This is a genomic window from Mycetocola sp. 2940, from assembly GCF_040548835.1.
GTDB lineage: Bacteria > Actinomycetota > Actinomycetes > Actinomycetales > Microbacteriaceae > Mycetocola_A.
Map to the genome: position 1 here is coordinate 1 of NZ_JBEPSK010000021.1, position 21,520 is coordinate 21,520.

General features: G+C 67.3%; 24 protein-coding genes. 11 read left to right on the plus strand and 13 right to left on the minus strand.

What is annotated here, in order from left to right; translation table 11 throughout:
• Nucleotides 1-175 precede the first annotated feature (175 nt).
• Nucleotides 176-796, minus strand: coding sequence for an FMN reductase (locus ABIE24_RS16710; protein WP_354501792.1), 621 nt, complete (start codon nucleotides 794-796; stop codon nucleotides 176-178).
• Nucleotides 796-1,890: an LLM class flavin-dependent oxidoreductase gene (locus ABIE24_RS16715; protein ID WP_354501883.1), complete on the minus strand. Its 1,095-nt coding sequence runs from the start codon at nucleotides 1,888-1,890 to the stop codon at nucleotides 796-798. The genes ABIE24_RS16710 and ABIE24_RS16715 overlap by 1 nt, the downstream gene beginning before the upstream one ends.
• Before the next feature lie 141 nt (nucleotides 1,891-2,031).
• Here ABIE24_RS16715 and ABIE24_RS16720 point away from each other — a divergent pair, with 141 nt between their 5' ends.
• Nucleotides 2,032-3,168: an acyltransferase family protein gene (locus ABIE24_RS16720; RefSeq protein ID WP_354501795.1), complete on the plus strand. Its 1,137-nt coding sequence runs from the start codon at nucleotides 2,032-2,034 to the stop codon at nucleotides 3,166-3,168.
• Nucleotides 3,169-3,171: 3 nt separating this feature from the next.
• Here ABIE24_RS16720 and ABIE24_RS16725 read toward each other — a convergent pair whose 3' ends face one another.
• The gene (locus tag ABIE24_RS16725; protein ID WP_354501798.1) at nucleotides 3,172-3,621 is read right to left on the minus strand and encodes a VanZ family protein; all 450 of its coding nucleotides are present in this window, start codon (nucleotides 3,619-3,621) and stop codon (nucleotides 3,172-3,174) included.
• 4 nt (nucleotides 3,622-3,625) lie between these two features.
• Nucleotides 3,626-5,131, minus strand: coding sequence for an amino acid permease (locus ABIE24_RS16730; protein ID WP_354501801.1), 1,506 nt, complete (start codon nucleotides 5,129-5,131; stop codon nucleotides 3,626-3,628).
• Nucleotides 5,132-5,238: 107 nt separating this feature from the next.
• Here ABIE24_RS16730 and ABIE24_RS16735 point away from each other — a divergent pair, with 107 nt between their 5' ends.
• Entirely contained in the window at nucleotides 5,239-6,927 is a 1,689-nt protein-coding gene (locus ABIE24_RS16735; RefSeq protein WP_354501804.1) for a glycoside hydrolase family 13 protein, read from the plus strand.
• Nucleotides 6,928-7,009: 82 nt separating this feature from the next.
• Here the strand turns inward: ABIE24_RS16735 and rpsO are convergent, their stop codons facing one another.
• Nucleotides 7,010-7,279: a 30S ribosomal protein S15 gene (gene rpsO, locus ABIE24_RS16740; RefSeq protein ID WP_090710911.1), complete on the minus strand. Its 270-nt coding sequence runs from the start codon at nucleotides 7,277-7,279 to the stop codon at nucleotides 7,010-7,012.
• Between the two features lie 168 nt (nucleotides 7,280-7,447).
• Here rpsO and ABIE24_RS16745 point away from each other — a divergent pair, with 168 nt between their 5' ends.
• From ABIE24_RS16745 to ABIE24_RS16755, 3 genes are all read left to right on the plus strand, one after another.
• The gene (locus tag ABIE24_RS16745; protein WP_354501808.1) at nucleotides 7,448-8,104 is read left to right on the plus strand and encodes a pyridoxine/pyridoxamine 5'-phosphate oxidase; all 657 of its coding nucleotides are present in this window, start codon (nucleotides 7,448-7,450) and stop codon (nucleotides 8,102-8,104) included.
• Nucleotides 8,105-8,213: 109 nt separating this feature from the next.
• On the plus strand, nucleotides 8,214-8,903 hold the full coding sequence (locus tag ABIE24_RS16750) for a hypothetical protein (protein WP_354501811.1): 690 nt from the start codon (nucleotides 8,214-8,216) through the stop codon (nucleotides 8,901-8,903).
• 96 nt (nucleotides 8,904-8,999) lie between these two features.
• Nucleotides 9,000-9,203 (plus strand): DUF5302 domain-containing protein, encoded by a 204-nt coding sequence (locus ABIE24_RS16755; protein WP_354501814.1) that lies wholly within the window; start codon nucleotides 9,000-9,002, stop codon nucleotides 9,201-9,203.
• Here ABIE24_RS16755 and ABIE24_RS16760 read toward each other — a convergent pair.
• Entirely contained in the window at nucleotides 9,200-9,658 is a 459-nt protein-coding gene (locus ABIE24_RS16760) for a PaaI family thioesterase (protein ID WP_354501817.1), read from the minus strand. The two genes, ABIE24_RS16755 and ABIE24_RS16760, sit on opposite strands and share 4 nt — an antisense overlap.
• Before the next feature lie 192 nt (nucleotides 9,659-9,850).
• Nucleotides 9,851-10,738, minus strand: coding sequence for an LLM class flavin-dependent oxidoreductase (locus ABIE24_RS16765; RefSeq protein WP_354501820.1), 888 nt, complete (start codon nucleotides 10,736-10,738; stop codon nucleotides 9,851-9,853).
• A gap of 79 nt (nucleotides 10,739-10,817) precedes the next feature.
• Here ABIE24_RS16765 and ABIE24_RS16770 point away from each other — a divergent pair, with 79 nt between their 5' ends.
• A complete protein-coding gene (locus ABIE24_RS16770) occupies nucleotides 10,818-11,939 on the plus strand; it encodes a M4 family metallopeptidase (RefSeq protein WP_354501823.1) in 1,122 nt (373 codons plus the stop codon).
• 19 nt (nucleotides 11,940-11,958) lie between these two features.
• Nucleotides 11,959-12,321 (plus strand): protealysin inhibitor emfourin, encoded by a 363-nt coding sequence (locus tag ABIE24_RS16775; protein WP_354501826.1) that lies wholly within the window; start codon nucleotides 11,959-11,961, stop codon nucleotides 12,319-12,321.
• A 2-nt stretch (nucleotides 12,322-12,323) separates the two neighbouring features.
• Here the strand turns inward: ABIE24_RS16775 and ABIE24_RS16780 are convergent, their stop codons facing one another.
• The 3 genes from ABIE24_RS16780 to ABIE24_RS16790 all read right to left on the minus strand — a co-directional run bounded on the left by ABIE24_RS16780 (nucleotide 12,324) and on the right by ABIE24_RS16790 (nucleotide 15,344).
• Complete coding sequence (locus ABIE24_RS16780) at nucleotides 12,324-13,697, minus strand: MFS transporter (RefSeq protein WP_354501829.1); 1,374 nt, start codon at nucleotides 13,695-13,697, stop codon at nucleotides 12,324-12,326.
• A gap of 4 nt (nucleotides 13,698-13,701) precedes the next feature.
• Nucleotides 13,702-14,784 (minus strand): LLM class flavin-dependent oxidoreductase, encoded by a 1,083-nt coding sequence (locus ABIE24_RS16785; protein WP_354501831.1) that lies wholly within the window; start codon nucleotides 14,782-14,784, stop codon nucleotides 13,702-13,704.
• A gap of 80 nt (nucleotides 14,785-14,864) precedes the next feature.
• The gene (locus tag ABIE24_RS16790; RefSeq protein WP_354501834.1) at nucleotides 14,865-15,344 is read right to left on the minus strand and encodes an Lrp/AsnC family transcriptional regulator; all 480 of its coding nucleotides are present in this window, start codon (nucleotides 15,342-15,344) and stop codon (nucleotides 14,865-14,867) included.
• Nucleotides 15,345-15,451: 107 nt separating this feature from the next.
• Between ABIE24_RS16790 and ABIE24_RS16795 the strand changes: the two genes are divergently transcribed.
• Nucleotides 15,452-16,675: a trans-sulfuration enzyme family protein gene (locus ABIE24_RS16795; protein ID WP_354501837.1), complete on the plus strand. Its 1,224-nt coding sequence runs from the start codon at nucleotides 15,452-15,454 to the stop codon at nucleotides 16,673-16,675.
• A 10-nt stretch (nucleotides 16,676-16,685) separates the two neighbouring features.
• The gene (locus ABIE24_RS16800) at nucleotides 16,686-17,081 is read left to right on the plus strand and encodes a DUF1304 domain-containing protein (RefSeq protein WP_354501840.1); all 396 of its coding nucleotides are present in this window, start codon (nucleotides 16,686-16,688) and stop codon (nucleotides 17,079-17,081) included.
• 94 nt (nucleotides 17,082-17,175) lie between these two features.
• Here the strand turns inward: ABIE24_RS16800 and ABIE24_RS16805 are convergent, their stop codons facing one another.
• Both ABIE24_RS16805 and ABIE24_RS16810 read right to left on the minus strand, forming a co-directional pair.
• Nucleotides 17,176-17,703 (minus strand): adenine phosphoribosyltransferase, encoded by a 528-nt coding sequence (locus ABIE24_RS16805; RefSeq protein ID WP_354501843.1) that lies wholly within the window; start codon nucleotides 17,701-17,703, stop codon nucleotides 17,176-17,178.
• A 3-nt stretch (nucleotides 17,704-17,706) separates the two neighbouring features.
• Entirely contained in the window at nucleotides 17,707-18,081 is a 375-nt protein-coding gene (locus ABIE24_RS16810) for an FKBP-type peptidyl-prolyl cis-trans isomerase (protein ID WP_090710937.1), read from the minus strand.
• 61 nt (nucleotides 18,082-18,142) lie between these two features.
• Here ABIE24_RS16810 and ABIE24_RS16815 point away from each other — a divergent pair, with 61 nt between their 5' ends.
• A complete protein-coding gene (locus tag ABIE24_RS16815; protein WP_354501847.1) occupies nucleotides 18,143-19,204 on the plus strand; it encodes a hypothetical protein in 1,062 nt (353 codons plus the stop codon).
• A gap of 189 nt (nucleotides 19,205-19,393) precedes the next feature.
• Here ABIE24_RS16815 and ABIE24_RS16820 read toward each other — a convergent pair whose 3' ends face one another.
• Nucleotides 19,394-20,569, minus strand: a complete 1,176-nt coding sequence (locus tag ABIE24_RS16820; protein WP_354501850.1) for a PrsW family intramembrane metalloprotease — start codon at nucleotides 20,567-20,569, stop codon at nucleotides 19,394-19,396.
• A gap of 65 nt (nucleotides 20,570-20,634) precedes the next feature.
• On the opposite strand from ABIE24_RS16820, the gene ABIE24_RS16825 reads away from it, so the two are divergent.
• Nucleotides 20,635-21,516, plus strand: a complete 882-nt coding sequence (locus ABIE24_RS16825) for a fumarylacetoacetate hydrolase family protein (protein ID WP_354501853.1) — start codon at nucleotides 20,635-20,637, stop codon at nucleotides 21,514-21,516.
• Nucleotides 21,517-21,520: the final 4 nt, after the last annotated feature.

A 21,520-nucleotide genomic window follows, 5' to 3' on the forward strand; every position in this document is an offset into this window, starting at 1 on the left:
CGGTGTGGCGGGCGCCGGGCCCCCCCCCCCCGGGGGGGGGGGGGGCGGCCCCCCGGCGGGGGGGGGGGGGGGGGGTGGGGGGGGGGGGGGCCCCCCCCCCCCCCCGCCGAACCATTTCACCCGCGCGCGGAGGCGTGCGGAAGGCGCACGGCTCCCTGGATTGAGCCTGTCGAAATCAGGAACCACCACCGACCGGGCTCAGCGCGGCGTCGAACCCGAACGGGTCGCGGACCGTGGTCGAGCGCTCAGAGGCGATGATGAGCGGAACGAGCTCGCCGGCGGCGCGGTCGATCCGGTCAGGCAGCGTCTTGATCTGATCTGCGCCGCTTCCCCAGTCCTCGGATGCCGCGAAGACGCTCGTCGGGACGACCACGGCATGCAGGTAGGTGAACATCGGCCGGATGGCGTAGTCGAGCGCCAGCGAGTGGCGGGCCGTCCCGGCCGTCGCGCCGATGAGGACGGGCATGTCGGTGAGGGCGCGGTTGTCGATCACGTCGAAGAACGACTTGAACAGTCCGCTGTAGCTCGTGGTGAAGATCGGCGTGACGGCGATGAGCCCATCGGCGCCGGTGACGGCCTCGATGACGGCTTCGAGCCTGGGGCTCGCGAAACCGGTCAGCATGTTGTTCGTGATGTCCTGGGCGACGTCACGGAGTTCCACGGTCGTCACCTCGACCTCGACACCCTTCTCCTCCAGCCGGGCGACGGTGGCCGCGGCGAGGCGGTCTCCGAGCATCCGGGTGGACGACGGCTGGCTGAGGCCGGCCGAGATCACGGCGAGTTTGCGTGCGGTCATTACTTCACCTCTGCGGGAGCGTTGACGCTTGCTGAGTTCAGCGCCTGGTGGGTGGGGGCATCCGGCACGTCGGCCGGGCGGTTCTTCGCGAACTCGCGGCGGAGCACCGGCACGACCTCGCTGCCGAGCAGGTCGAGCTGCTCGAGCACGGTCTTCACCGGAAGTCCCGCGTGGTCCATGAGGAACAGCTGACGCTGGTAGTCGCCGACGTAGTCGCGGAAGCCGAGCGTCTTGTCGATGACCTCCTGCGGGCTGCCGACGGTGAGCGGAGTCTGCGAGGTGAAGTCCTCGAGGCTCGGGCCGTGGCCGTACACCGGAGCGTTGTCGAAGTACGGGCGGAATTCGCGGACGGCATCCTGGGAGTTCTTGCGCATGAAGACCTGGCCGCCGAGTCCGACGATGGCCTGGTCGGCGCGGCCGTGGCCGTAGTGCTCGAAGCGCTGGCGGTAGAACGCCACCATCTTCTGGGTGTGCGACGCGGGCCAGAAGATGTGGTTCGAGAAGAATCCGTCGCCGTAGAACGCGGCCTGCTCGGCGATCTCGGGGCTGCGGATCGAGCCGTGCCAGACGAACGGCGGGACGCCGTCGAGGGGGCGGGGAGTCGAGGTGAACCCCTGCAGAGGGGTACGGAACTGGCCTTCCCAGTCGACGACGTCTTCACGCCAGAGCTTGCGCAGCAGCGCGTACTTCTCCAGGGCGAGCGGGATGCCCTGCCGGATGTCCTCACCGAACCAGGGGTAGACCGGGCCGGTGTTGCCTCGGCCGAGCGTGAGGTCCATGCGGCCACCCGAGAGGTGCTGCAGCATCGCGTATTCCTCGGCGATGCGCACCGGGTCGTTCGTGGTGATGAGCGTGGTCGCCGTCGAGAGGATGATGGTCGACGTCTTCGCGGCGAGGTAGCTGTTGATGGCGACGGGACTGGACGGGAAGAACGGAGGATTGTGGTGCTCGCCCATCGCGAAGACGTCGAGGCCGACCGCCTCGGCATGCTGCGCGATGGTGAGGACGTCCTGCAGACGCGACGCGTCGGTGGGCGTGTGACCGGTGGTCGGGTCGGTGGTGATGTCGCCGACGCTGAAGATTCCGAACTGCATGATCGCCTTCCAGCAGAGATAAAATCCATTCACTTGAATGGATATCCAGTATAACGGAGCACTTTCGCAATCTATTCCGTCGGGAGCGAAAGTTTTCCGGAATAGGGTGGAGGCGCACGTGTCGGACCGTAGGGAGCACCAATGACCGCTGAACCGCAGGGACACCACACGGCGGCGGCCCCGAAACCGCGTGTCCCGTTCTGGGACAACGCGCGGTTCGCCTGCATCGTCCTCGTGGTCATGGGTCACGGCATCCAGCGGATCACATATGACTCGGATGCCGCGCTCGTCACGTACCTCTGGATCTACGCGTTCCACATGCCCGCGTTCGCGATCGTCAGCGGCTACTTCACGAAGAGCGGGCCGCCGACCGTTCGCCAGATGAAGCGCGTGATCACCGACATCCTCGTGCCGTACGTGATCATGGAATCGATCTGGACCCTCGTGCAGTTCCTCGTCGAGGGCAAACGGGAACTCAACCCGACCCAGCCGAGCTGGACGCTGTGGTTCCTGCTCGCGCTGGGCATCTTCCGGCTCGTGCTGCCCTATCTTGCGCTGCTGCGCTGGCCCCTGGCCTGGTCGCTGGTCATCTCGGTCGGTGTCGGGTACCTCGAGAACGTCGACAGCACCTTCTCACTCGCCCGCGCCCTCGGCATCCTGCCGTTCTTCGTGCTCGGCTGGCAGCTGCACCGCTGGAAGCTGGTCGACCGGTGGCGGGTCGTCGAACGCCAGACCTGGCTGATCCGCGGGATCGCGATCGTGTTCATGCTGGCCTGGGTCGCCGTGCTCGTGGCCTTCGTCGACCTGTGGCGCGAGATCGACCTCAAGCACTGGTTCTTCTACGACCAGTCATATTCGTGGCTCGGCGGCGACCAGTGGTGGGCCGGCGCCGTGCGGCTCGGCCTGATCGGTCTGGCCGTGCTGCTCAGTGCAGCGTTCTTCGTTCTGCTTCCCCGCCGTGAGTCGTGGATGACCGCCCTCGGCCAGTACACGATGTACGTCTACCTGCTGCACAGTTTCGTGCTCTATCCGCTGCGCGAGAGCGGCGTGCTGCGCGGTGAGGAGTTCCCTGAGCTCTACCTCGTCGGGATGCTCGCCTTCTCCGTGGTCATCGCCGTGGTGCTGTCGAGTGGGCCGGTGCGAAAGATCTTCCGGCCGATCGTCGAGCCCAAACCCAAGTGGATCTTCGCCGACCACAAGGACGCTCCTCCCGGTCCGTCGCGGCGCGACCCCACCGGGGCGCAGCGCGCTCTCCCCCCAGCAGCGTCAGAACGCTGACGCTCAGCGCGCCATGGCGGGCCGGTTCGCCAGCCGGATCGAACGCGCCTTGCGCGCGGTGAGGACGAGCCCCACGAGCACGCCGAGGACGGCGCCGCACGTGTTCGCGACGACGTCGCGCGGGTCGGACACCCGGGTCGGCAGGAAGATCTGGGCGGTTTCGATGGCCACGGTCAGGCCGAACCCGAGCGACATGGCGAGCCACCACAGCCTCCGCCCGAAGAGCAGCACGAGGAAGAGCCCGATCGGAAGGAACATCCCGATGTTGGCGGTGAACTCGAGACCGGTGTAGGTGATCCAGTCCGTTGCCTCGTGGCGGCCGAAGAACCCCAGTGCCCGGAAGAGCAGTCCGTTCGGGTTGTCGTCGAACGGCTGCGGTCCGAGGGTGATCCAGCCGACGAACGCCAGGTACGCGAGTGTGAAGAGTCCGAGTACCGGGTGTCGATGAAGCATCCGCTTATTCTGCCGCAGCTTTCTGGGCGAGCGCCGCATGTGCCTGCTCGCGGCCGAGCACCGAATGGCGGCGACCGTAGGCGAAGTAGATGACCAGGCCGATCGCCAGCCAGACGAGGAACCGGACCCAGGTCAGCGTCGTCAGGTTGAGCATCAGCCAGGTGCAGAGCACGGCGGAGAGAATCGGCAGGAACGGCGACAACGGCACCTTGAAGGCGCGTGGCAGGTCAGGCCGTTTCTTCCGCAGCACGACGACGGCGATGCTCACCAGGACGAAGGCGCTGAGGGTTCCGATGTTGATCATCTCTTCGAGGATGCCGACGTCGGTCAGGCCGGCGAGCAGGGCGACGAGGACACCGGTGATGATCTGGATCCGGACCGGGGTGTGCCGCTTGTCGCTCGTCACGCTGAGCGACCGGGGCAGCAGACCGTCGCGACTCATCGCGAACAGCACCCGGGCGAGTCCGAGCAGGAGGACCATGATCACCGTCGTCAGGCCGGCGAGGATGCCGACCGAGATGACCTGCGCAGCCCAGTCCGCGCCGACAGCGACGAACGCGGTCGCGAGCGACGGGTCCTCGGCTTCGGCGAGTGTGGTGTACGGAACCATCCCGGTGAGAACCAGGCTCACGCCGATGTAGAGCACGGTGACGATGGCGAGGCCGCCGAAGATGCCGCGGGGCAGGTTCTTCTGGGGATTGCGTACCTCTTCGGCACTCGTCGCGACGACATCGAAGCCGATGAAGGCAAAGAAGACGAGGGATGCCCCGGCGAGCAGCCCGAAGATCCCGTACTGGGCCGGAGCGGCGCCGGTCAGGAACGAGAACAGGGATTGCGCCCAGGCGTCGCCGGAGCCGCCTTCGGTCGGGCGGGCTTCGGGGATGAACGGCGTGTAGTTCTCCACCTTGATGAAGAACGCGCCGACGACGATGACGAACAGGACGATCGCGACCTTGATGATCGTGAACACCGCACCGACTCGCGCCGAGAGCTGCGTGCCGAGCACGAGCAGGGTGGTGAAGACGGCGACGATGAGGAAAGGGCCCCAGCTCACCTGCAGACCGAGCAGGCTGATCGTGTCAGGCACGTCCCAGCCCCACAGGTCGAAGACCAGCGACAGGTAGATGCCCCAGTACTTCGCGATGACCGCGCCTGCGGTGAGCATCTCGAGGATGAGGTCCCAGCCGATGATCCACGCGAGCAGTTCGCCGAGGGTGGCGTAGGTGAAGGTGTACGCAGACCCCGCCACCGGCACCGTCGACGCGAACTCGGCGTAACACATGATCGCCAGCGCGCAGGTGACCGCAGCGAGGACGAACGCGAGACTGACCGACGGACCGGCGTAATCACCGGCCGCTCGTGCTCCGACCGAGAAGATGCCCGCGCCAACGGCGACCGCGACGCCCATGACCATCAGGTCCCAGGTGCCGAGCGTGCGCTTCAGGCTGCGGTGTTCGAGGTGCGAATCGGCGAGGGAATCCTCGATGCTTTTCGTGCGCCAGAGACTCATCTTTGTCCTTCCGATTCCTGTAGCCCGAACGGGGCACGTACTGAGAATGCCAGACAACCCGCCGCAGGTCGAGAACGCCGCGCGACGAGAATGAGAGGATCGACTGCATGACGGATGCGACGACGAACGTGATCGAGAACGACGACTCTGCGGCAGCGCCCTGGTGGACCCGGGCGGTGGTGTACCAGGTGTACCCGCGCAGCTTTGCGGATTCCGACGGTGACGGGATCGGCGACCTGCGTGGCATCCGCTCGAAACTGGGTTACCTCGCCGAACTGGGCGTCGACGTGATCTGGCTCTCGCCGGTGTACCCGTCGCCGCAACACGACAACGGGTACGACATCCGCGATTACGAGGACATCGACCCGGTGTTCGGCTCGCTCGACGACTTCGACGAGCTCGTCGCGGATGCGCACGCCAGCGGCATCAAGATCGTGATGGACCTCGTGGTGAACCACACGAGTGATGAGCACGCCTGGTTCGTCGAATCACGGTCATCGACGGACAACCCGAAGCGGGACTGGTACTGGTGGCGGGCGCCGCAGGAGGACGGCAGCGCCCCGAACGACTGGACGAGCGCGTTCTCGGGGCCGGCCTGGACGCTCGACGAGGCGACGGGCGAGTATTACCTGCACCTGTTCGCCAAACAGCAGCCCGACCTGAACTGGGAGAACCCGGAGGTTCGGCACGCCGTCTACGCGATGATGCGCCGGTGGCTCGACCGCGGGGTCGACGGGTTCCGGATGGACGTGATCAACCTGATCGCCAAACAGATCGAGTTCATCGACGGGCCGCAGCGCGGGTCCGGTCTCGGCTTCACCATGGGTCCGCAGATCCACGACTTCCTGCAGGAGATGCACCGTGAGGTCTTCGCGGGCCGCGACGGCCAGTACCTGACCGTCGGCGAGATGCCCGGCGTGAGCATCGAGGATGCCGTGCTGTTCACGGACCCGGCCCGGGCCGAGGTCGACATGGTGTTCCAGTTCGAACACGTCTCGCTGGACTCGGGAAGCCACAAGTTCGACGCCATCCCCCTGGACTTCGTGGCTCTCAAGTCGAACCTCGCCCGCTGGCAGGACGGCCTGGCCGATCGCGGCTGGAACAGCCTTTACCTCAACAACCACGACCAGCCGCGGCTGGTGTCGCGGTTCGGCAACGACCTCGAATACCGGGTCGAATCGGCCACGTTGTGGGCGCTCGTGCTGCACCTGCACCGCGGCACCCCCTACATCTACCAGGGCGAAGAGATCGGCATGACGAACGTGCGGTTCGAGTCGATCGAGCACTACCGCGACATCGAATCGCTCAACCACTACCGCGAGGCGGTCGAGGAGTTCGACCAGGCCCCGTCGAGCGTCCTTGCGGGGGTCCACGCCCGCGGGCGCGACAACGCCCGTACCCCGATGCAGTGGGATGCGACGGAGCATGCCGGATTCACCACGGGCACTCCGTGGATCGCGGTCAACCCCAACTTTCCCGAGCTGAATGCGGAGGCGGACCGGGCCTCGGGCACGAGCGTGTTCGATTTCTACCGCAAGCTCATCGCCCTGCGGCACGAGAACGACACGGTCGCCCTCGGCACGTTCGAGCTGCTCGAACCGTCGCACCCGACGCTGTACGCGTTCACCCGCACCCACGGTTCAGAGGTTCTCGCCGTTGTCGCCAACGTGTCCGATCGACCTTTCGAGGGGGCGTTCCCCATCGACGTCGGTGCCGCCGAGCTGGTTCTGGGCAACTACCCGGTGGAGGCCGACACCCCGCTGCGGCCGTGGGAAGCGCGACTGTACCGGTTGTGACCGGCCCGACTGGCGGCATCCGGGCAGAAAAAACGGGCCGTTCACCTCGCGGTGAACGGCCCGTTCTCTGTTAAGACTGAAATTAGCGACGCAGTCCGAGACGCTCGATGAGCGAGCGGTAACGGTTGATGTCGACATCAGCCAGGTAGCCAAGCAGGCGGCGACGCTGACCAACGAGCAGAAGCAGTCCACGACGTGAGTGGTGGTCGTGCTTGTGCTCTTTGAGGTGCTCGGTGAGATCCTTGATCCGCTGGGTCATCACGGCGATCTGGACCTCGGGGGATCCGGTGTCACCGGGGTGAGTTGCGTATGCTTCGATGATCGCCTTCTTGGCTTCGCCTTCAAGTGCCATAGGTTGATCCCCTTTTCTCTCGTTGCGCGGTGCCCGTCACTGAATGTGCGAGCTCTCTTTATCCGCGGCCGTTGGACGGCAACCTCAAGAGTTTAGCAGGTTTCGCTGCCGTGGTCGGCGCTAGGGTGAACGCAGCCGTATCGAGTCGTACTTTTCGAAAGGGATGCCATGAGCCACCTTCTCGCCTCACTCCTGCGGTCGTTGCCCAGCTTTCCCGACGACCTCCCGCCGTTTCCCGTGGCGGACGCGCCGGAGGATCCTGCCGACCTCTTCGCCGACTGGTTGGCCCATGCGGCCGACGCCGGAGTACTCGCCCCGCACGCCATGACCCTGTCGACGAGCGGCCCGGACGGCGTCGTCACGGCCCGAACGCTGATCCTCAAAGACATCGACGAGCACGGCTGGGTGTTCGCGTCGCGCGACGACGGCACCAAGGCACGCGACCTCGGGGCGAACCCGTTCGCCGCACTCACCTTCTTCTGGCCGGCCCTCGGCCGCCAGGTGCGGGTGAGCGGCCCCGTCCGCAAGCGCCCGCAGGCGGAGGGGGAAGCCGACTTCCGGGCCCGGCCTGAAGAGTCCCGCGCTGCGGCGTTCGTCGGTCACCAGAGCGAGCCGCTCGGCTCACTCGACGAGTATGCCGCGGCGTACGCCGACGCCGTCGCCCGCCTCGCCGAGAATCCGCGGCTGGTCGCCCGCACCTGGAACACCTGGGCGGTCGCCGCAGACCGCGTCGAGTTCTGGCAGGCCTCCCCCAGTCGCGCGCACGTGCGGCTCGAGTACCGGTTGCGTGGGCGCGCCTGGGAGCGCGGGCTGCTCTGGCCGTGACCTCTGCACTCGACAGGATCGACCGAGCCAGGTGCACACTCAACAGGAGTCTTTCGCCGGTTCCGCGCCCGAGCTCCTGTCGAGCGTGCGCGCGACGTAGCGTTCCGGCATGAGGATCACACTCGCGCTGCTGCCGAGCCCGCTGCTCGGGCCCGCGGCCTGGGCGGCGGTCGGTGCGGTGCTGGTTGAACGCGGCTGGCCGGTCGTGATCCCGCCGGCGTTCCGCCGCATCCGAAACTTCCACGATGTGCTGGCGCACTGGGACCGCGCCCTGCCGGACTCGGCCCGGTATGTCCTCGTGCCGCACAGCAATGCGGGCCTGTACGTCCCGGCACTCGGCGAGCGCCGCGACGTCGGCGGCGCCGTGTTCGTCGACGCCGCCCTTCCCCCGATGACGGGTTCCGCTCCCCTGGCCCGACCGGCCATGCACGGAATGCTCGCCCGGCTGGCGGACGCCACCGGCACGCTTCCTCCGTGGAGCGAGTGGTGGAGCGACGCCGACCTGACCGGGCTGTTCCCGGATGCCGCGACGCGCGACGCCGTCGCGGCCGAACAGGTGCGGCTTCCGCTGTCGTACTTCGACGGACGGATCCCGGTCGCGCCCGGGTGGAGCCAGCGCCCCAGTGCCTACCTCGCGTTCGGCGACACCTATGCCCGCGAACGCCGGGCCGCCGCGCACAACGGCTGGCCGGTGCGAACCCTTCCAGGCGGTCACCTCCTGATGCTGACCGAGCCGGAGCGCGTGGCATCCGCGGTCGAGGAGCTGGTGGGGTCGCTGCGGAACACCAGTCTGCGCTGAACCACGAAGGCGACCCGGTTCGCCGAGGATTGCCTCTTCAGGCGGCGGCGTTCCGTGCATACACTGGACGGCACTCCGAGAGATCCCGAGGACACCATGAGTTCAGAGAAACCAGAAGCGAACGCCGACGACACCCACGCGTCGGAGGAGACCAAGCGCAAATTCCGCGAGGCCCTCGAGCGCAAGAAGCAGCAGTCGCAGGGCAAAGGCACCGATCACCTCGATGGGGAATCAGCCATCCACGCGGCTCATGGCCCGGCCTCGCACCAGCGGGAGTTCCGCCGCAAGAGCGGCGGTTAGGCGCTCCGCTCGAACACGAGCAGCGTCGACGTCGCCGTCGCGATCACCCGGCCGGCGGCATCCGTCAGTGCGGCCGATGCGAACGCGGCACGGCGTCCGAACGAGATGAGGCTGGCCTCCGCGCGCACGAGCCCGGTCTCGGCGGTCATCGGTCGGTGGTACGAGGTCTTCAATTCGAGCGTCGTGTAGCCCTGGGTCGGCGAGAGGCGCGTGTGAGCGGCCGTGCCGCACGCCGAGTCGAGCAGTGTGGCCGCGAACCCGCCGTGGACCGTGCCGAGGATGTTGAACACATCCGGCCCCGGCGTCCCCTCGAAGACGGCGTGCCCCTTGCCGACCTCGACCAGCTTGAAGCCGAGCGTCACACCCATGGCGGGCTGACCGCCTGAGGCGATCAGCGCCTGCAGCTGTTCGAGGCCGGAGGCCCCGCCGGATGTCGCGTCGTCGAAAAGGTTCATCCGTTCAGCTTACGGATGCCGCGGCGCAGGCCCGCGTGCCGCCTCACGGCCCAGCATCCGGGCATCCAGGCACCCAGCATCCGGGCAGCCTGGGAGAAGGAGAACGGCGCGGGACAAGGACGCCGGGCTCACAGCGTCCTTGCCTCGGGGCTTTTTCCTTATCTCAGGGCGACCGTCGTGCAGCGCCCGAGCTCAGCGGAGCGCCGGCAGCCGGGCAGCGACGTCGGCGAGGATGTCCTCCGAGCCGGCATAGACGCCGTCGGCTCGCGGCCAGTGTGTGATCACGTCGGTGAAGCCGAGGTCGGCGGCGCGGCCGACGGCCTCATCGAATCGGCCGATGCTTTCCAGTGCATAGCTGCCGCCGGAGTCGATCATGAGGTACCGGTCGACAGACAGCGGGTCGGTTCCGACCGAGATGGCGGCGTCGTCGAAGCGGCGGGAGATCTCGGCGACCGAGTCCCACCATTCCTCCCCCACGGCACCGTCCTGTCCCGTTGTCACCCAGCCCTGCCCGTACTCCGCGGCCACCCGCATGCCCTTGGGGCCGTTAGCCGCCACCACGAACGGCACCCGCGGATGCTGTGCCGGAGCCCCGACCATGCGGGCATTCACGGCCGTGAACCAGTCGCCGTCGAACGAGACCCCGCCCGAAGCCGGCAGTTCGTGCCGCAACAGCAGGTCCATTCCCGAGACGAACTCGGCAAACCGGTCCTGGCGTTCCTTCGCCGTGTATTCGGGCTGGCCCAGGACGAAAGCGTCGAAACCGGTTCCGCCCGCGCCGATGCCCAGCAGCAGCCGGCCTCCCGCGATGTCGTCCAGGGTCGCGATCTCCTTGGCGAAGGGCACCGGATGCCGGAAATTCGGTGACGCGACAATCGCCCCGAGCCGGATGGTGCTCGTGGAGAGGGCGGCAGCGGTCAGGGTCGGGATGGTCGCGTGCCACGGTTCATCGGCGAGGCTCCGCCAGGACAGGTGGTCGTAGGTCCACGCCGAATCAAACCCGTACTCCTCGGCAGCAGTCCATTTTCGCCGGGCCTGGGGCCAGTGATCCTGCGGCAGGATCGTGATTCCACATCGCATGCGCCGAGTCTACGGGCGGATTTATGCGCCCCGCCGCCCGGCTACCCCCGCTGTCGGGGGCGGGTGTGAGAATTCGGGTATGAGTACGCGACCGCTCCCGACCGCATCCGTTCCCGCTGAGATCGCCGTACCCGCAGCCCCGCATCGATGCTTCATCGTGCCGCCTTACCTGCTCGCCCATCTTGCCTCGCTCGACGACCCGCGTCTGCGGCATGCGCGCGATGCGGCTGCGCGGGCCCTGGAGAGTGAGCACGTCTTCCACAGCGTTCGCCCGGGTGAACCCACGACGATGCTCCCGCCAGGGGTGCGACCGAAGGCGTCTGCGCCCGCAGACCCCACATCGCCGAATCGCTTCGTGTCGGATGCCGGCGGCAGCGAAACCCTTCCCGGTCGCCTCGTTCGCAGCGAGGGGGAACCGCCGGTCGGTGACGCCAGCGTCAATGAGGCATACGACGGCCTGGGCCACACCCACGCGCTCTACTGGGAGGTGTATTCGCGGGCCTCCGTCGACGGCGCCGGCCTGCCGCTCGAAGCGACCGTGCACTACGGCGACGCCTACGACAATGCGTTCTGGGACGGCGGCCGGATGGTGTTCGGCGACGGCGACGGCCAGGTCTTCTCGGGTTTCACCGGCTCGCTCAGTGTGATCGGGCACGAACTCACCCATGGGGTCACCCAGTACACCGCCAACCTTGTCTACTCCGGCCAGTCCGGCGCACTCAACGAGTCGGTGTCCGACGTGTTCGGGGCCCTCGTCGAACAGCACTCCCGCGGACACGACGTGACCGAGGCGAGCTGGCTGATCGGAGAAGGTATCTTCACCGACGAGGTCGAGGGAACCGCCCTCCGCTCGCTGAAAGCGCCGGGGACGGCGTACGACGACGATGTGCTCGGCAAGGACCCGCAACCGGCGCACATGGACGACTTCGTCGAGACCGACGACGACAACGGCGGCGTGCACATCAATTCCGGCATCCCGAACCGGGCCTTCTACCTCGCCGCTGTCGGCATCGGAGGCAACGCCTGGGATCGAGCCGGGCGCATCTGGTACGAAACCCTCACAACAGAGATTCGGGCGACCACCGACTTTCGCGGCTTCGCCGACGCGACGACGGCGGTGGCATCCCGGCTCTTCGGTGACTCGTCGACTGAGGCGGATGCCGTCTGTTCGGCCTGGGAGGCGGTAGGCGTCACCAGCTGAGAAGAGTACGATTCCGGTCATGAAGGTGACCGTGACCCGAAGCGGCGGTTTCGCGGGCATCGCCCGCCGCTGGCAAGTATCCGTCGAGCAGGAACCAGATGAGGAATCGTGGATCATGCTGCTCCGGCGCCTGCCGTGGGACGAGGTGCCCCAGGAACCTGCGCAGCCGGACCGTTACCTGTACCGGATCAACTGTGAACCACGCCAGGACGGGCAGGACGACGGCGAACGATCGAACCGGCGGGAGTCGGCCATCGCCCAGCCCCGTGAAGCGGTGATCCCGGAGCAACGGCTCACCGGGCCCTGGCGTGAGCTCGTCGACCGGGTACGCGAACGGGACGAGCTGGAACACCAACGACGCCCGTCACACAGCGAGCGCTGACGTCAGACCCGGGCGAAACCCGGAGGAGCGAACTCGTCGAGCGATTTTCCGCGCTTGTCGGCGAGCGTGAGCGCGGCGCCCGCGGCGATCAGGAAGAACACCGCGAACACGCTGAACAGCAGGACGTTGCCGCCGAAGCCGGTCATCAGCGGCACGGCGAGCGGGGCGAGGATGGAGGCGATCCGCCCGACGCCCGCGGCCCAGCCCGAACCGGTTGCACGGAGTTCGGTGGGGTACAGCTCGGGCGTCACGGCGTAGAGCGCACCCCACGCGCCCAGGTTGAAGAACGACAGCAGCATGCCCGCGCCGATCACCTGCCACTCGGCCGCGGCCAGTCCGAACAGCACGGCCGAAACGGCGGACCCGGTGAGGAACAACGCGAGGGTCTTGTTCCTCCCCCACTTCTCCACCAGCCAGGCCGCGGCCAGGTACCCCGGCAGTTGGGCGAGGGTGATGATGAGGGTGTAGCCGAAGGAACGAACCAGTGAGAACCCGGATGCCACGAGAATCGTCGGCAGCCAGACGAACGCCCCGTAGTACGAGAAGTTCACGCAGAACCAGACCAGCCAGAGCGCGGCCGTCTGCCTGCGGTGCGGTCGTGCCCACAGCGCAGCGACCTGGCTGCCTGGGCTGAGCCGCGGCTGGGCCGGCGTGTCGACGATCGCGAGGGGCTCCGTGGGCGAGGGAACACCGGCTGACTTCTCGAAGCGCCGAACGGTCGCCTCGGCTTCGCCGATCCTGCCGCGCGACTCGAGGAATCGCACCGATTCCGGCAGGCCGAACCGCACAACGGCGGCGTAAACCGCCGGCACGGCGCCGATCGCGAGCGCCCAGCGCCATCCCTCGTCGCTCGCCGGAACGACGACGAATCCGATGATGGCAGCGAGGGTCCAGCCGACGGCCCAGAACGCTTCGAGCAGGACGATGATTCGGCCGCGGATCCGGGGCGGCGCGAACTCGGAGACGAGCGTCGAAGCCACCGGGAGTTCAGCGCCCAGGCCGAGTCCGACGACGAAGCGCAGCGCGATGAGCACGCCGACAGACCAGGCGAGCGCGGACGCCCCGGTGGCGACCCCGAAGATCAGCAGGGTGATCGCGAAGACCTGGCGCCGCCCGAAGCGGTCGGCGAGGAGCCCGCCGAGGCTCGCTCCGATCGCCATGCCGATGAATCCTGACGACGCGATCCAGCTCAGTTCGGTCCCGGTCAGGCTCCAGGTCACGGCCAGCTGCGCGAGGACGAACGAGATGAGTCCGACGTCCATGGCGTCAAGCGCCCAGCCCAGCCCCGAGCCGACCAGCAGTTTGCGGTGCTCACGGGTGAAAGGGAGGGAATCCAGCCGGGACAGCCGTGTGTTCGGCCTTACGCGATCGCTCATTTGTTCATTCTGCCGCGTGCGCGCTGAGCTCGTGCGCCAGCGCCGATGTGTCGTCGCCGAATTGCTCAGCCAGAAGGTGCAGGGTGCGAACGCGGCCTGGGGCACGGTCGGCCGGTTCGGCGTCGTACGCGGACGCCCCGGGAGACACCATGACTTCATCGACGTCGAACCGGGCGGCGAGTTCGCGCACCCGGCGGGCAGCAGCGACAGGCTCATCGATGATCCAGCTGCCCAGCGACGCCGCGATGATCTCGTCCTGCAGCGCCGTCATCGTCGTTGCGGCAGCCTCCTCCACCGTTGCCAGGCGCCCGAGAGGCTCGTTCGTACGCAACCGTGCCATGTGCTGCAGGTACGGAAGGGCAAGCGCGTATGCCTCGGATGCCGTCGGCGCGACCACCACGTTCGCTGTCACGAATGTGCGCGGTGCCTCGAGCAGGTGGGACGCACGGAACTGGCTGCGGTAGATCTCCAGGGCACGTTCAGCGCCGGCACCGGCGAAGTGATGGGCGAACACATACGGGAGGCCAAGGGAAGCCGCGAGAGTCGCCGAGTAGTCGCTCGAGCCGAGCAGCCAGATGTCAGGTGCGCTCGTCGCCGCCGGTGTGGCCCGCAACTGGTACTCGGTGCCGCTGGTGAGCCGCACGGTCGCGCCCTCGTCGCTGAGCAGGGTCGCGATGTCGCTGACATAGTTCGGAAAGCTGTTCACATCGCTGGTGGCGCCGGACTGGTTCAGCACGGCGGTGACGACCGGGTCGCTGCCAGGAGCCCGGCCGAGGCCGAGGTCGATTCTGCCGGGAGTCGCTGCCTCGAGCAGGGCGAACTGTTCGGCGACCACGAGCGGAGCGTGGTTGGGCAGCATGACGCCACCCGACCCGACCCGGATGCGCTCGGTGTGGGCGGCGATGATGCCGATGATCACGGCCGGGTTCGTGGAGGCCACGGACGGCATGTTGTGGTGTTCGGCCACCCAGTACCGCTCATAGCCGAGCTCATCGGCCGCGCGCGCCAGGTCGAGAGACGCGGCGAGGGCTTCGGCTGAGGACTGCCGGGATCGGACGGGGACAAGATCAAGAACAGAGAGTTTCACACACACAACCTTTCCCTGAGTCCAAGCCGCGACCGGTGCCAGGCATTCCCGCCCGCACCGGTATTTCGTCGGAACCGGGCTCAGGCGAGAAGCTGCTGCCAGCCGGTCCCAGCGGCGTGCTCGAAGACGAGGTTCGTCTCGGTGTGGGCAACCGCCGGGTGACCGGTCAGGTACTGCACCACGAACTCGCGGAGGTCGGCCGTGCTTCGTGCGGCGACGTGCATCAGGTAGTCGTCGCGCCCACCCATGTGGAACATCGACAGCACACCGGGCCAGGTGGGTGCTTCGCGCCGGAACTTCTGGATGTCGGCGCGGTTGTGCTGGGCGAGCTGAACGGCGATCAGGGCCTGGAGGGGCGCGCCGAGCACGGCGAGATCGATGTCGGCGTGGTACCCGGTGATGTGACCCGACTGGTGCAGGCGACGCAGCCGCAGCGACACCGTCGACTCGGCAAGGCCGAGGTCGCTCGCCAGCTGGGAGCCGGACGCCCTGGCGTTCGTGGACAGCGCCCGGAGCAGCGCCCGATCGGTGCTGTCGAGTTGAGGCTTCTTCGGTTCCATCAGTACTATCCCTCGCGTTTGCGAATTGTCTTCGGTAAATACCCCGCAGGGCAAGGGTACCTGTTACCGCCCTTGTGCGCGATCGAAGAAAATGCTGAGATTCGGGCATGCTCAATGGCGACGCACACTTCGAGACCCTTGCGGTTCACGGCGGAATGGGAGGGCTCGGAGAGTCGGGGGCTCATGTTCCCCCGATCGACTTCTCGACGACGAACCCGCTGCCTGGCGTCGAGTCGGGAGGCGAGTCGTACGAAAACCTGGCCACGGGGCATCCGCTCGCCGACGGCTCCTCCGCGGTCTACCAGCGCCTGTGGCAGCCGGGGGTCGCACGGTTCGAGGAGTCCCTGGCCGCACTCGAAGGTGCGGAGGGGGCCGTCGCGTTCAGCACCGGGATGGCGGCGCTCTCAGCGGTGCTCATCGCCGGCGTCCGGGCGGGAACCGGCCACGTCGTCGCTCTCCGCCCGCTGTACGGCGGCACCGACCACGTGCTGGAATCAGGGCTTCTCGGCACGACAGTGACCTGGTGTGCGCCCACCGAGGTGCGTGACGCCATCCGTCCGGACACCGGCCTGGTCGTGCTCGAGTCGCCGGCCAACCCGACGCTCGACCTGGTCGACATCGCGGCCGTCGTCGCGCGGGCCGGCTCCGTTCCGGTCCTCGTCGACAACACCTTCGCCTCCCCCCTTCTGCAACAGCCGGTCCGCCACGGCGCCACCCTGGTGATGCACAGCGCAACGAAGTTCCTCGGTGGGCACGGCGATGTGATGGGCGGAGTGGTGGCCGGTCCGGAGGACTGGCTGGTCCGCCTGCGCCAGGTTCGGGCGCTCACCGGTGGGCTGCTGCATCCGTTTGCCGCATACCTCCTCCACCGCGGTCTGCGCACCTTGCCGATTCGCGTGCGCGCCCAGCAGGAGACCGCGGCGGCCCTCGCTGTCCGGCTCATGCGGCATCCGGTCGTGCGTGACGTGCTCTACCCGGGCCTGCCCGGCCGCGACCCGGACGGGCTGATCGGGCGGCAGGTCGCCGGGCCCGGGTCGATTCTCGCCCTCGACCTCGGAAGCTTCAGCGCGGCCCAGGCTTTCACCGAGGCCTGCGAACTCGTCACCCACGCTGTCTCGCTCGGCGGAGTGGACTCGCTGGTGCAGCATCCGGCATCGCTGACCCACCGACCGGTCACCGCAGATGCTCGCCCCGGTGCCGGGATCGTGCGGTTGTCGATCGGGCTCGAGCATGTGGAAGATCTCGCGACCGACCTGTTCCGGGCCCTCGACGCGGTCGCGGCCGCGAACATCCGACCCGAAATGCTGACAAAGCGATTGCTGGCGCAATAGGCTCGGCCGCATGGCCATCCTCGTCACGATCGCAGCGACCCTGTCCGCGGCGATCCACGTGCTGATCTTCTACTGGGAGTCACTGGCGTGGACCCGGCCGGCGGTGTGGAAGCGGTTCGGACTCGCAAGCGCTGAGCAGGCCGAGACGACGAAGGCCTTCGCCTACAACCAGGGCTTCTACAACCTGTTCCTCGCGATCGGGGCGCTCGTCGGCTCTGTGATGTACGGCCTCGGGGCCACCGAAGCCGGGTTCGCGCTCGGCTTGTTCTCGGTGTCGTGCATGTTCGCGGCGGCCATCGTGCTCGTCACGAGCGGGCCGGGACGCATCCGGGCGGCGGCCGTGCAGGGGGTATTCCCGCTCATCACCATCGTGCTCTACCTGCTGAGCCGGGCCACCGAGGTCTGAGCTTTTTCGGAGTGCGCAGTTCGACCCGAAAACGCAGGTTCAGGTCGGTACGCGCACGATGAAACGGATGCCGCGGCTCGGCAGCGCGCGGCGCTCAGGCGGGTTCAGCCACGATCGCGTAGAGGTCGTAGTCGGCGAGCCGTTGACGGCCGCCGAGCCCCTGCAGCTCAAGCACAAGACCCAGGCCTGCCACCGCATAGCCGGCACGTTCGACCAGGCGGGCGGCTGCGCTGCAGCTGCCGCCGGTGGCGAGTACGTCGTCGAGGATGAGCACGCGTGAACCGGCAGGCAGCTGCCCCGGCTTGATCTCCAGCGTCGCGGTGCCGTATTCGAGGGCGTAATCCTCGGTGAGCACGTCGCCCGGGAGCTTGCCGCCTTTGCGCACGGCGACGAGGGGCATCCGGGCTGCGTAGGCGAGCGCCGCGGCGAGCAGGAACCCGCGGGCTTCAACACCGGCGACGGCGTCGAAGCGGCCCGCGAACCGGGCCGCGAGGTCGTCGATCACGGCGGTGAAGGCATCCGCGTCGGCGAAGACGGGGGTCAGGTCACGAAACACGATCCCGGGCTTCGGAAAGTCCGGGATCGTGTTGCTTCGTTCGAGAACGAGGTCAGAGACGTTCAAGCGTTACTTCACACCGAGCAGGTCGATGACGAAGATGAGGGTCTGGCCGGAGAGCGGGTGGTTTCCTCCTGCTGCGCCGTAGGCGAGGCTCGGAGGAACGGTGAGCTTGCGGCGGCCGCCGACCTTCATGCCGGGGATGCCTTCCTGCCAGCCGGCGATGAGGTTGCGGAGCGGAAAGTTGATCGACTCGCCGCGGCTCCAGGACGAGTCGAATTCGTCGCCTGAGTCGTACGAGACGCCCAGGTAGTGCACGTTGACGGTGGAGGAGGCCTGAGCCTCGTCGCCGTCGCCGACGATGAGGTCGACGACCTCGAGTTCGGTGGGGGCGGGGCCCTCCGGAGCGTCGATTTCGGGCTTGGTGTTCTGCGATTCGGTCATGGGACCATCCAACCCCCTCCGCCGCCACGCGTCAAAGCGAGACGCCGATAGGCTCGGGCGCGTGACCCTCGTGAATTACTCTGCTCTGACCCGGCCCGTATCGACGGATGAGGTGAACCGCTTCCGGCAGTGGGCGCGCTCGACCGGCTGGATCGACACCGTCCGTTCACGCGTTTCGACGGGTCAGATCGTCTTCCTCATCCTTTTCGAGCTGTTCTTCGTTGTCGTCTTCGGAAGTGTTTTCACCTCCATCGCGACGGGCCTCACCGAGGGTGTCGTCCCCGCCGCCGTCGTGTCCGTCGCCGTGCCTGTGGTGCTTCTGGCCCTCGCGGTCGGGCTGGCCGTCACCGTCTGGCGAAGCTGGAACGGCACACCGAAGACCTGGGAGAAGCACCTGCGACTCCAGGAGTTCGCCGCTGCCCGCGGCGCCACCTACGCCGGACTTCTGCCCGCCCCCGCGTACCCAGGCATGATCTTCGACGTCGGAACCTCATGCGCGGCTTTCGACTCCGTGCGGGTCAACGCTGGCCGGCCGCTGGAGGTCGCGAATTATCGGTACACCATCCAGCAGGGCAAGAGCAGCACCACCTATCGCTGGGGCTACGTCGCTCTCAAGCTGGATCGCCGGCTGCCGCACATGGTGCTCGACGCGGCCAGCAACAACCTCATGTTCGGATCGAACCTGCCGCGTCGGTTCGACAAGGACTCGGTCCTGTCGCTTGAAGGCGACTTCGATCGGTACTTCACGCTCTACGTTCCCCCGGAGTATGAACGCGACGCCCTGTACGTGTTCACGCCCGACCTGATGGCGCTTCTCATCGACGAGTCTTCGGCGTTCGACGTCGAGATCGTCGACGACTGGCTGTTCCTTTACTCGACGAAACCGTTCGACCTGCTGCTCCCGGCCGTGTGGCAGCGCCTGGATCGGATCGTGCAGACCGTCGGAGACAAGGCCCTGAGCCAGACGGACCGCTACGCCGACGACCGTGTCAGCGACAAAACGCTCAACGTTGTGGGCCCGGAGGGGCGCCGGATGAAGCGCTCGCTGAAGCCGGTGGCCATCTTCACCTCGGTCGTCACACTGGCCTTCATCGTCTTCAATTTCTGGCAGGTCGCGCGCTGAATCCGCACTCGGCGCACACTCGGAGTACAGGCCGGGGCGCTCTGGTGAGCGCAGAAAATCCTTGCAATCCCGGAGCATCCGTTGCATGCTGATAACGAACAACTCATCGCCCCGTCGACCTGCCGGCACTGCCGCGGCACAGGGCGATGAGTTTGTTAAGGGGTCTCTTCCCGGGTGTGGGATGCCTCGTCAGCGCCCGACGAGCCGCTGCCGCGCGGCGGCCACCGCGGTGAGGAGTTCGTCTTCCGTCCTGCGGTGAACGAGCTCGTTCCTGCCGGTGATCATCCGCTGCCGGGTCATCGCGAGGCGGGTGGCATCCCGGGTGAAGTCCTTCATCGCTTCACCCCGGTTGCCGGGCAGTGTCTTCGCCCACGCACGAGCCTGCCTGCGGCCTGGCCAGGTGGCCAGCATCTCGACCTCGGTCGGGGTGAACCAGCCCGCCGCCGCGTACTCACTGAGCCGTGCTCGCGTCAGCCGGATTTCGTGACGCCTCACGAGCACGGTCATGAGGATGAGCGCCACGAAGATCGGGACCTGTACGAGCACGAAGTATGACGCGTAGGACTCGAACGACGTCACGAGGAACGTCGCACCGTTCCATAGTGCGTGGAGCAGGATCGCACCGACCAGCCCGACGAGGGCGTAACCCAGCGCACTGAACCCCGCATGCCGTCGAGCGGCGAGGCCAAGCGCGATCCCGGTGATGGCGGTGAAGGTGGCGTGCGCGAATGGCGACATGACGGCCCGCATGAAGAAGGTCAGCCCGAACTCTTCAGCTCCGCCCTCGCTCAGTGCCAGGCCGAAGTACTGGATGTTCTCGGTGAACGCGAACCCTGCGGCGATAACGATGGCGTAGACCAGGCCGTCCACCGGGCCGGAGAAGTGCTTGTGGGCAGCGAAGAAGAGGATCAGCAGGCCCAGCGCCTTCGCTGTCTCCTCGACGATCGGCGCCTGCACCGTTGCGCCGAAAACGGCATCGGCGGACTGCCCGGTCGTCAGGATCGCGGTGACCTGCACACCGAGGTCCACGAGGAGGGCAATGGCCACCGAAGCTGCGGCACCCCACAGGAACGCGAAAAGAAGTGCGAGCCTCGGCTCGGGTTCCCACCGGTCGATCCAGGCGACGGCGGCGAGCACGACGGCGAGGGGCAGCAGCGCTGCGAGAAAGCCCACGACGACGGCTCCCGGGCCCAGCGCGGCAGTCAGGTATCCGAACACGACCAGGAGCACCAGCAGGAGGACCGCGACGCCGACGACGGCGACGATGCCGCCGACAGGGCTCTTCGGTACGGGGCTGGTCCAAACCGGATGAGGAGGATGAGGGGCGCGGGCGGGTTCCGGGTGCTCCGAAAGCAAGTACGACATGCGAACAGAGTAGTGCTGCGAGCCGATGCATCAGACGGCATACGCGGGTCGGCTAGCCTAAGACGGTGAGATTCTCGCATTTCGTCGATGAGGCGAACACCCACTCCCCTGTCCGACTGGCGATCGTGGACGGCGACGGCGCGCTGTTCCTCGACGAAATCCTCGACGAAGCGCCCGGAACGCTGCAGCAGCTGATCGAGAGGGGCGACGAGGAACTGCGCAGGGTCCGCAGCCTGGCGCATGTGGCTCTCAGCCAGGGCGTCGAACTCACGCCGATCGCGGGCCTCCGCCACGCCTCTGCCGTGCTGAGGACTCCGCAGATCATCGCCATCGGCCTGAACTACTCGGCTCACTCCTCTGAGCTGAATCTCAAGGCCGACAAGGCGCCGACGGTGTTCTCGCTCTGGCCCAACTCCCTCAGCGGCCACGACAGCACGACGACGTGGCCCCGGGCACTCAGCGAGGCGATCGACTACGAAGCCGAGCTCGGCGTGATCATCGGCAAGCCCGCGAAGGACGTCTCAGAGGCAGATGCTCTCGATTACGTTTTCGGCTACACGGTCGTCAACGACATCACGGCCCGCGACATCCAGTATTCCGAGGCGCAGTGGTCGAGGTGCAAGTCCTTCGACGGCTTCACCCCCACCGGCCCGAGCGTGGTGACGAGGGACGAGGTCCCGGATCCGCAGAACCTCCACATCACCACCGTGCTTGACGGCCACCTGATGCAGGATTCATCGACCGGGATGATGATCCGGTCGGTGGCGACGCTGATCTCGTACCTCTCGCGCTCGGCGACGCTCCAGCCGGGAACCCTCATCTCCACCGGAAGCCCCGGCGGAGCCGGGTACTCGCGTGATCCGCAGGTGTTCCTGCGCGACCGGTCGACGGTCACGGTGGCGGTCGAAGGAATCGGCGCCCTCACCACTCACTGCCGGATGACCTGAGCGG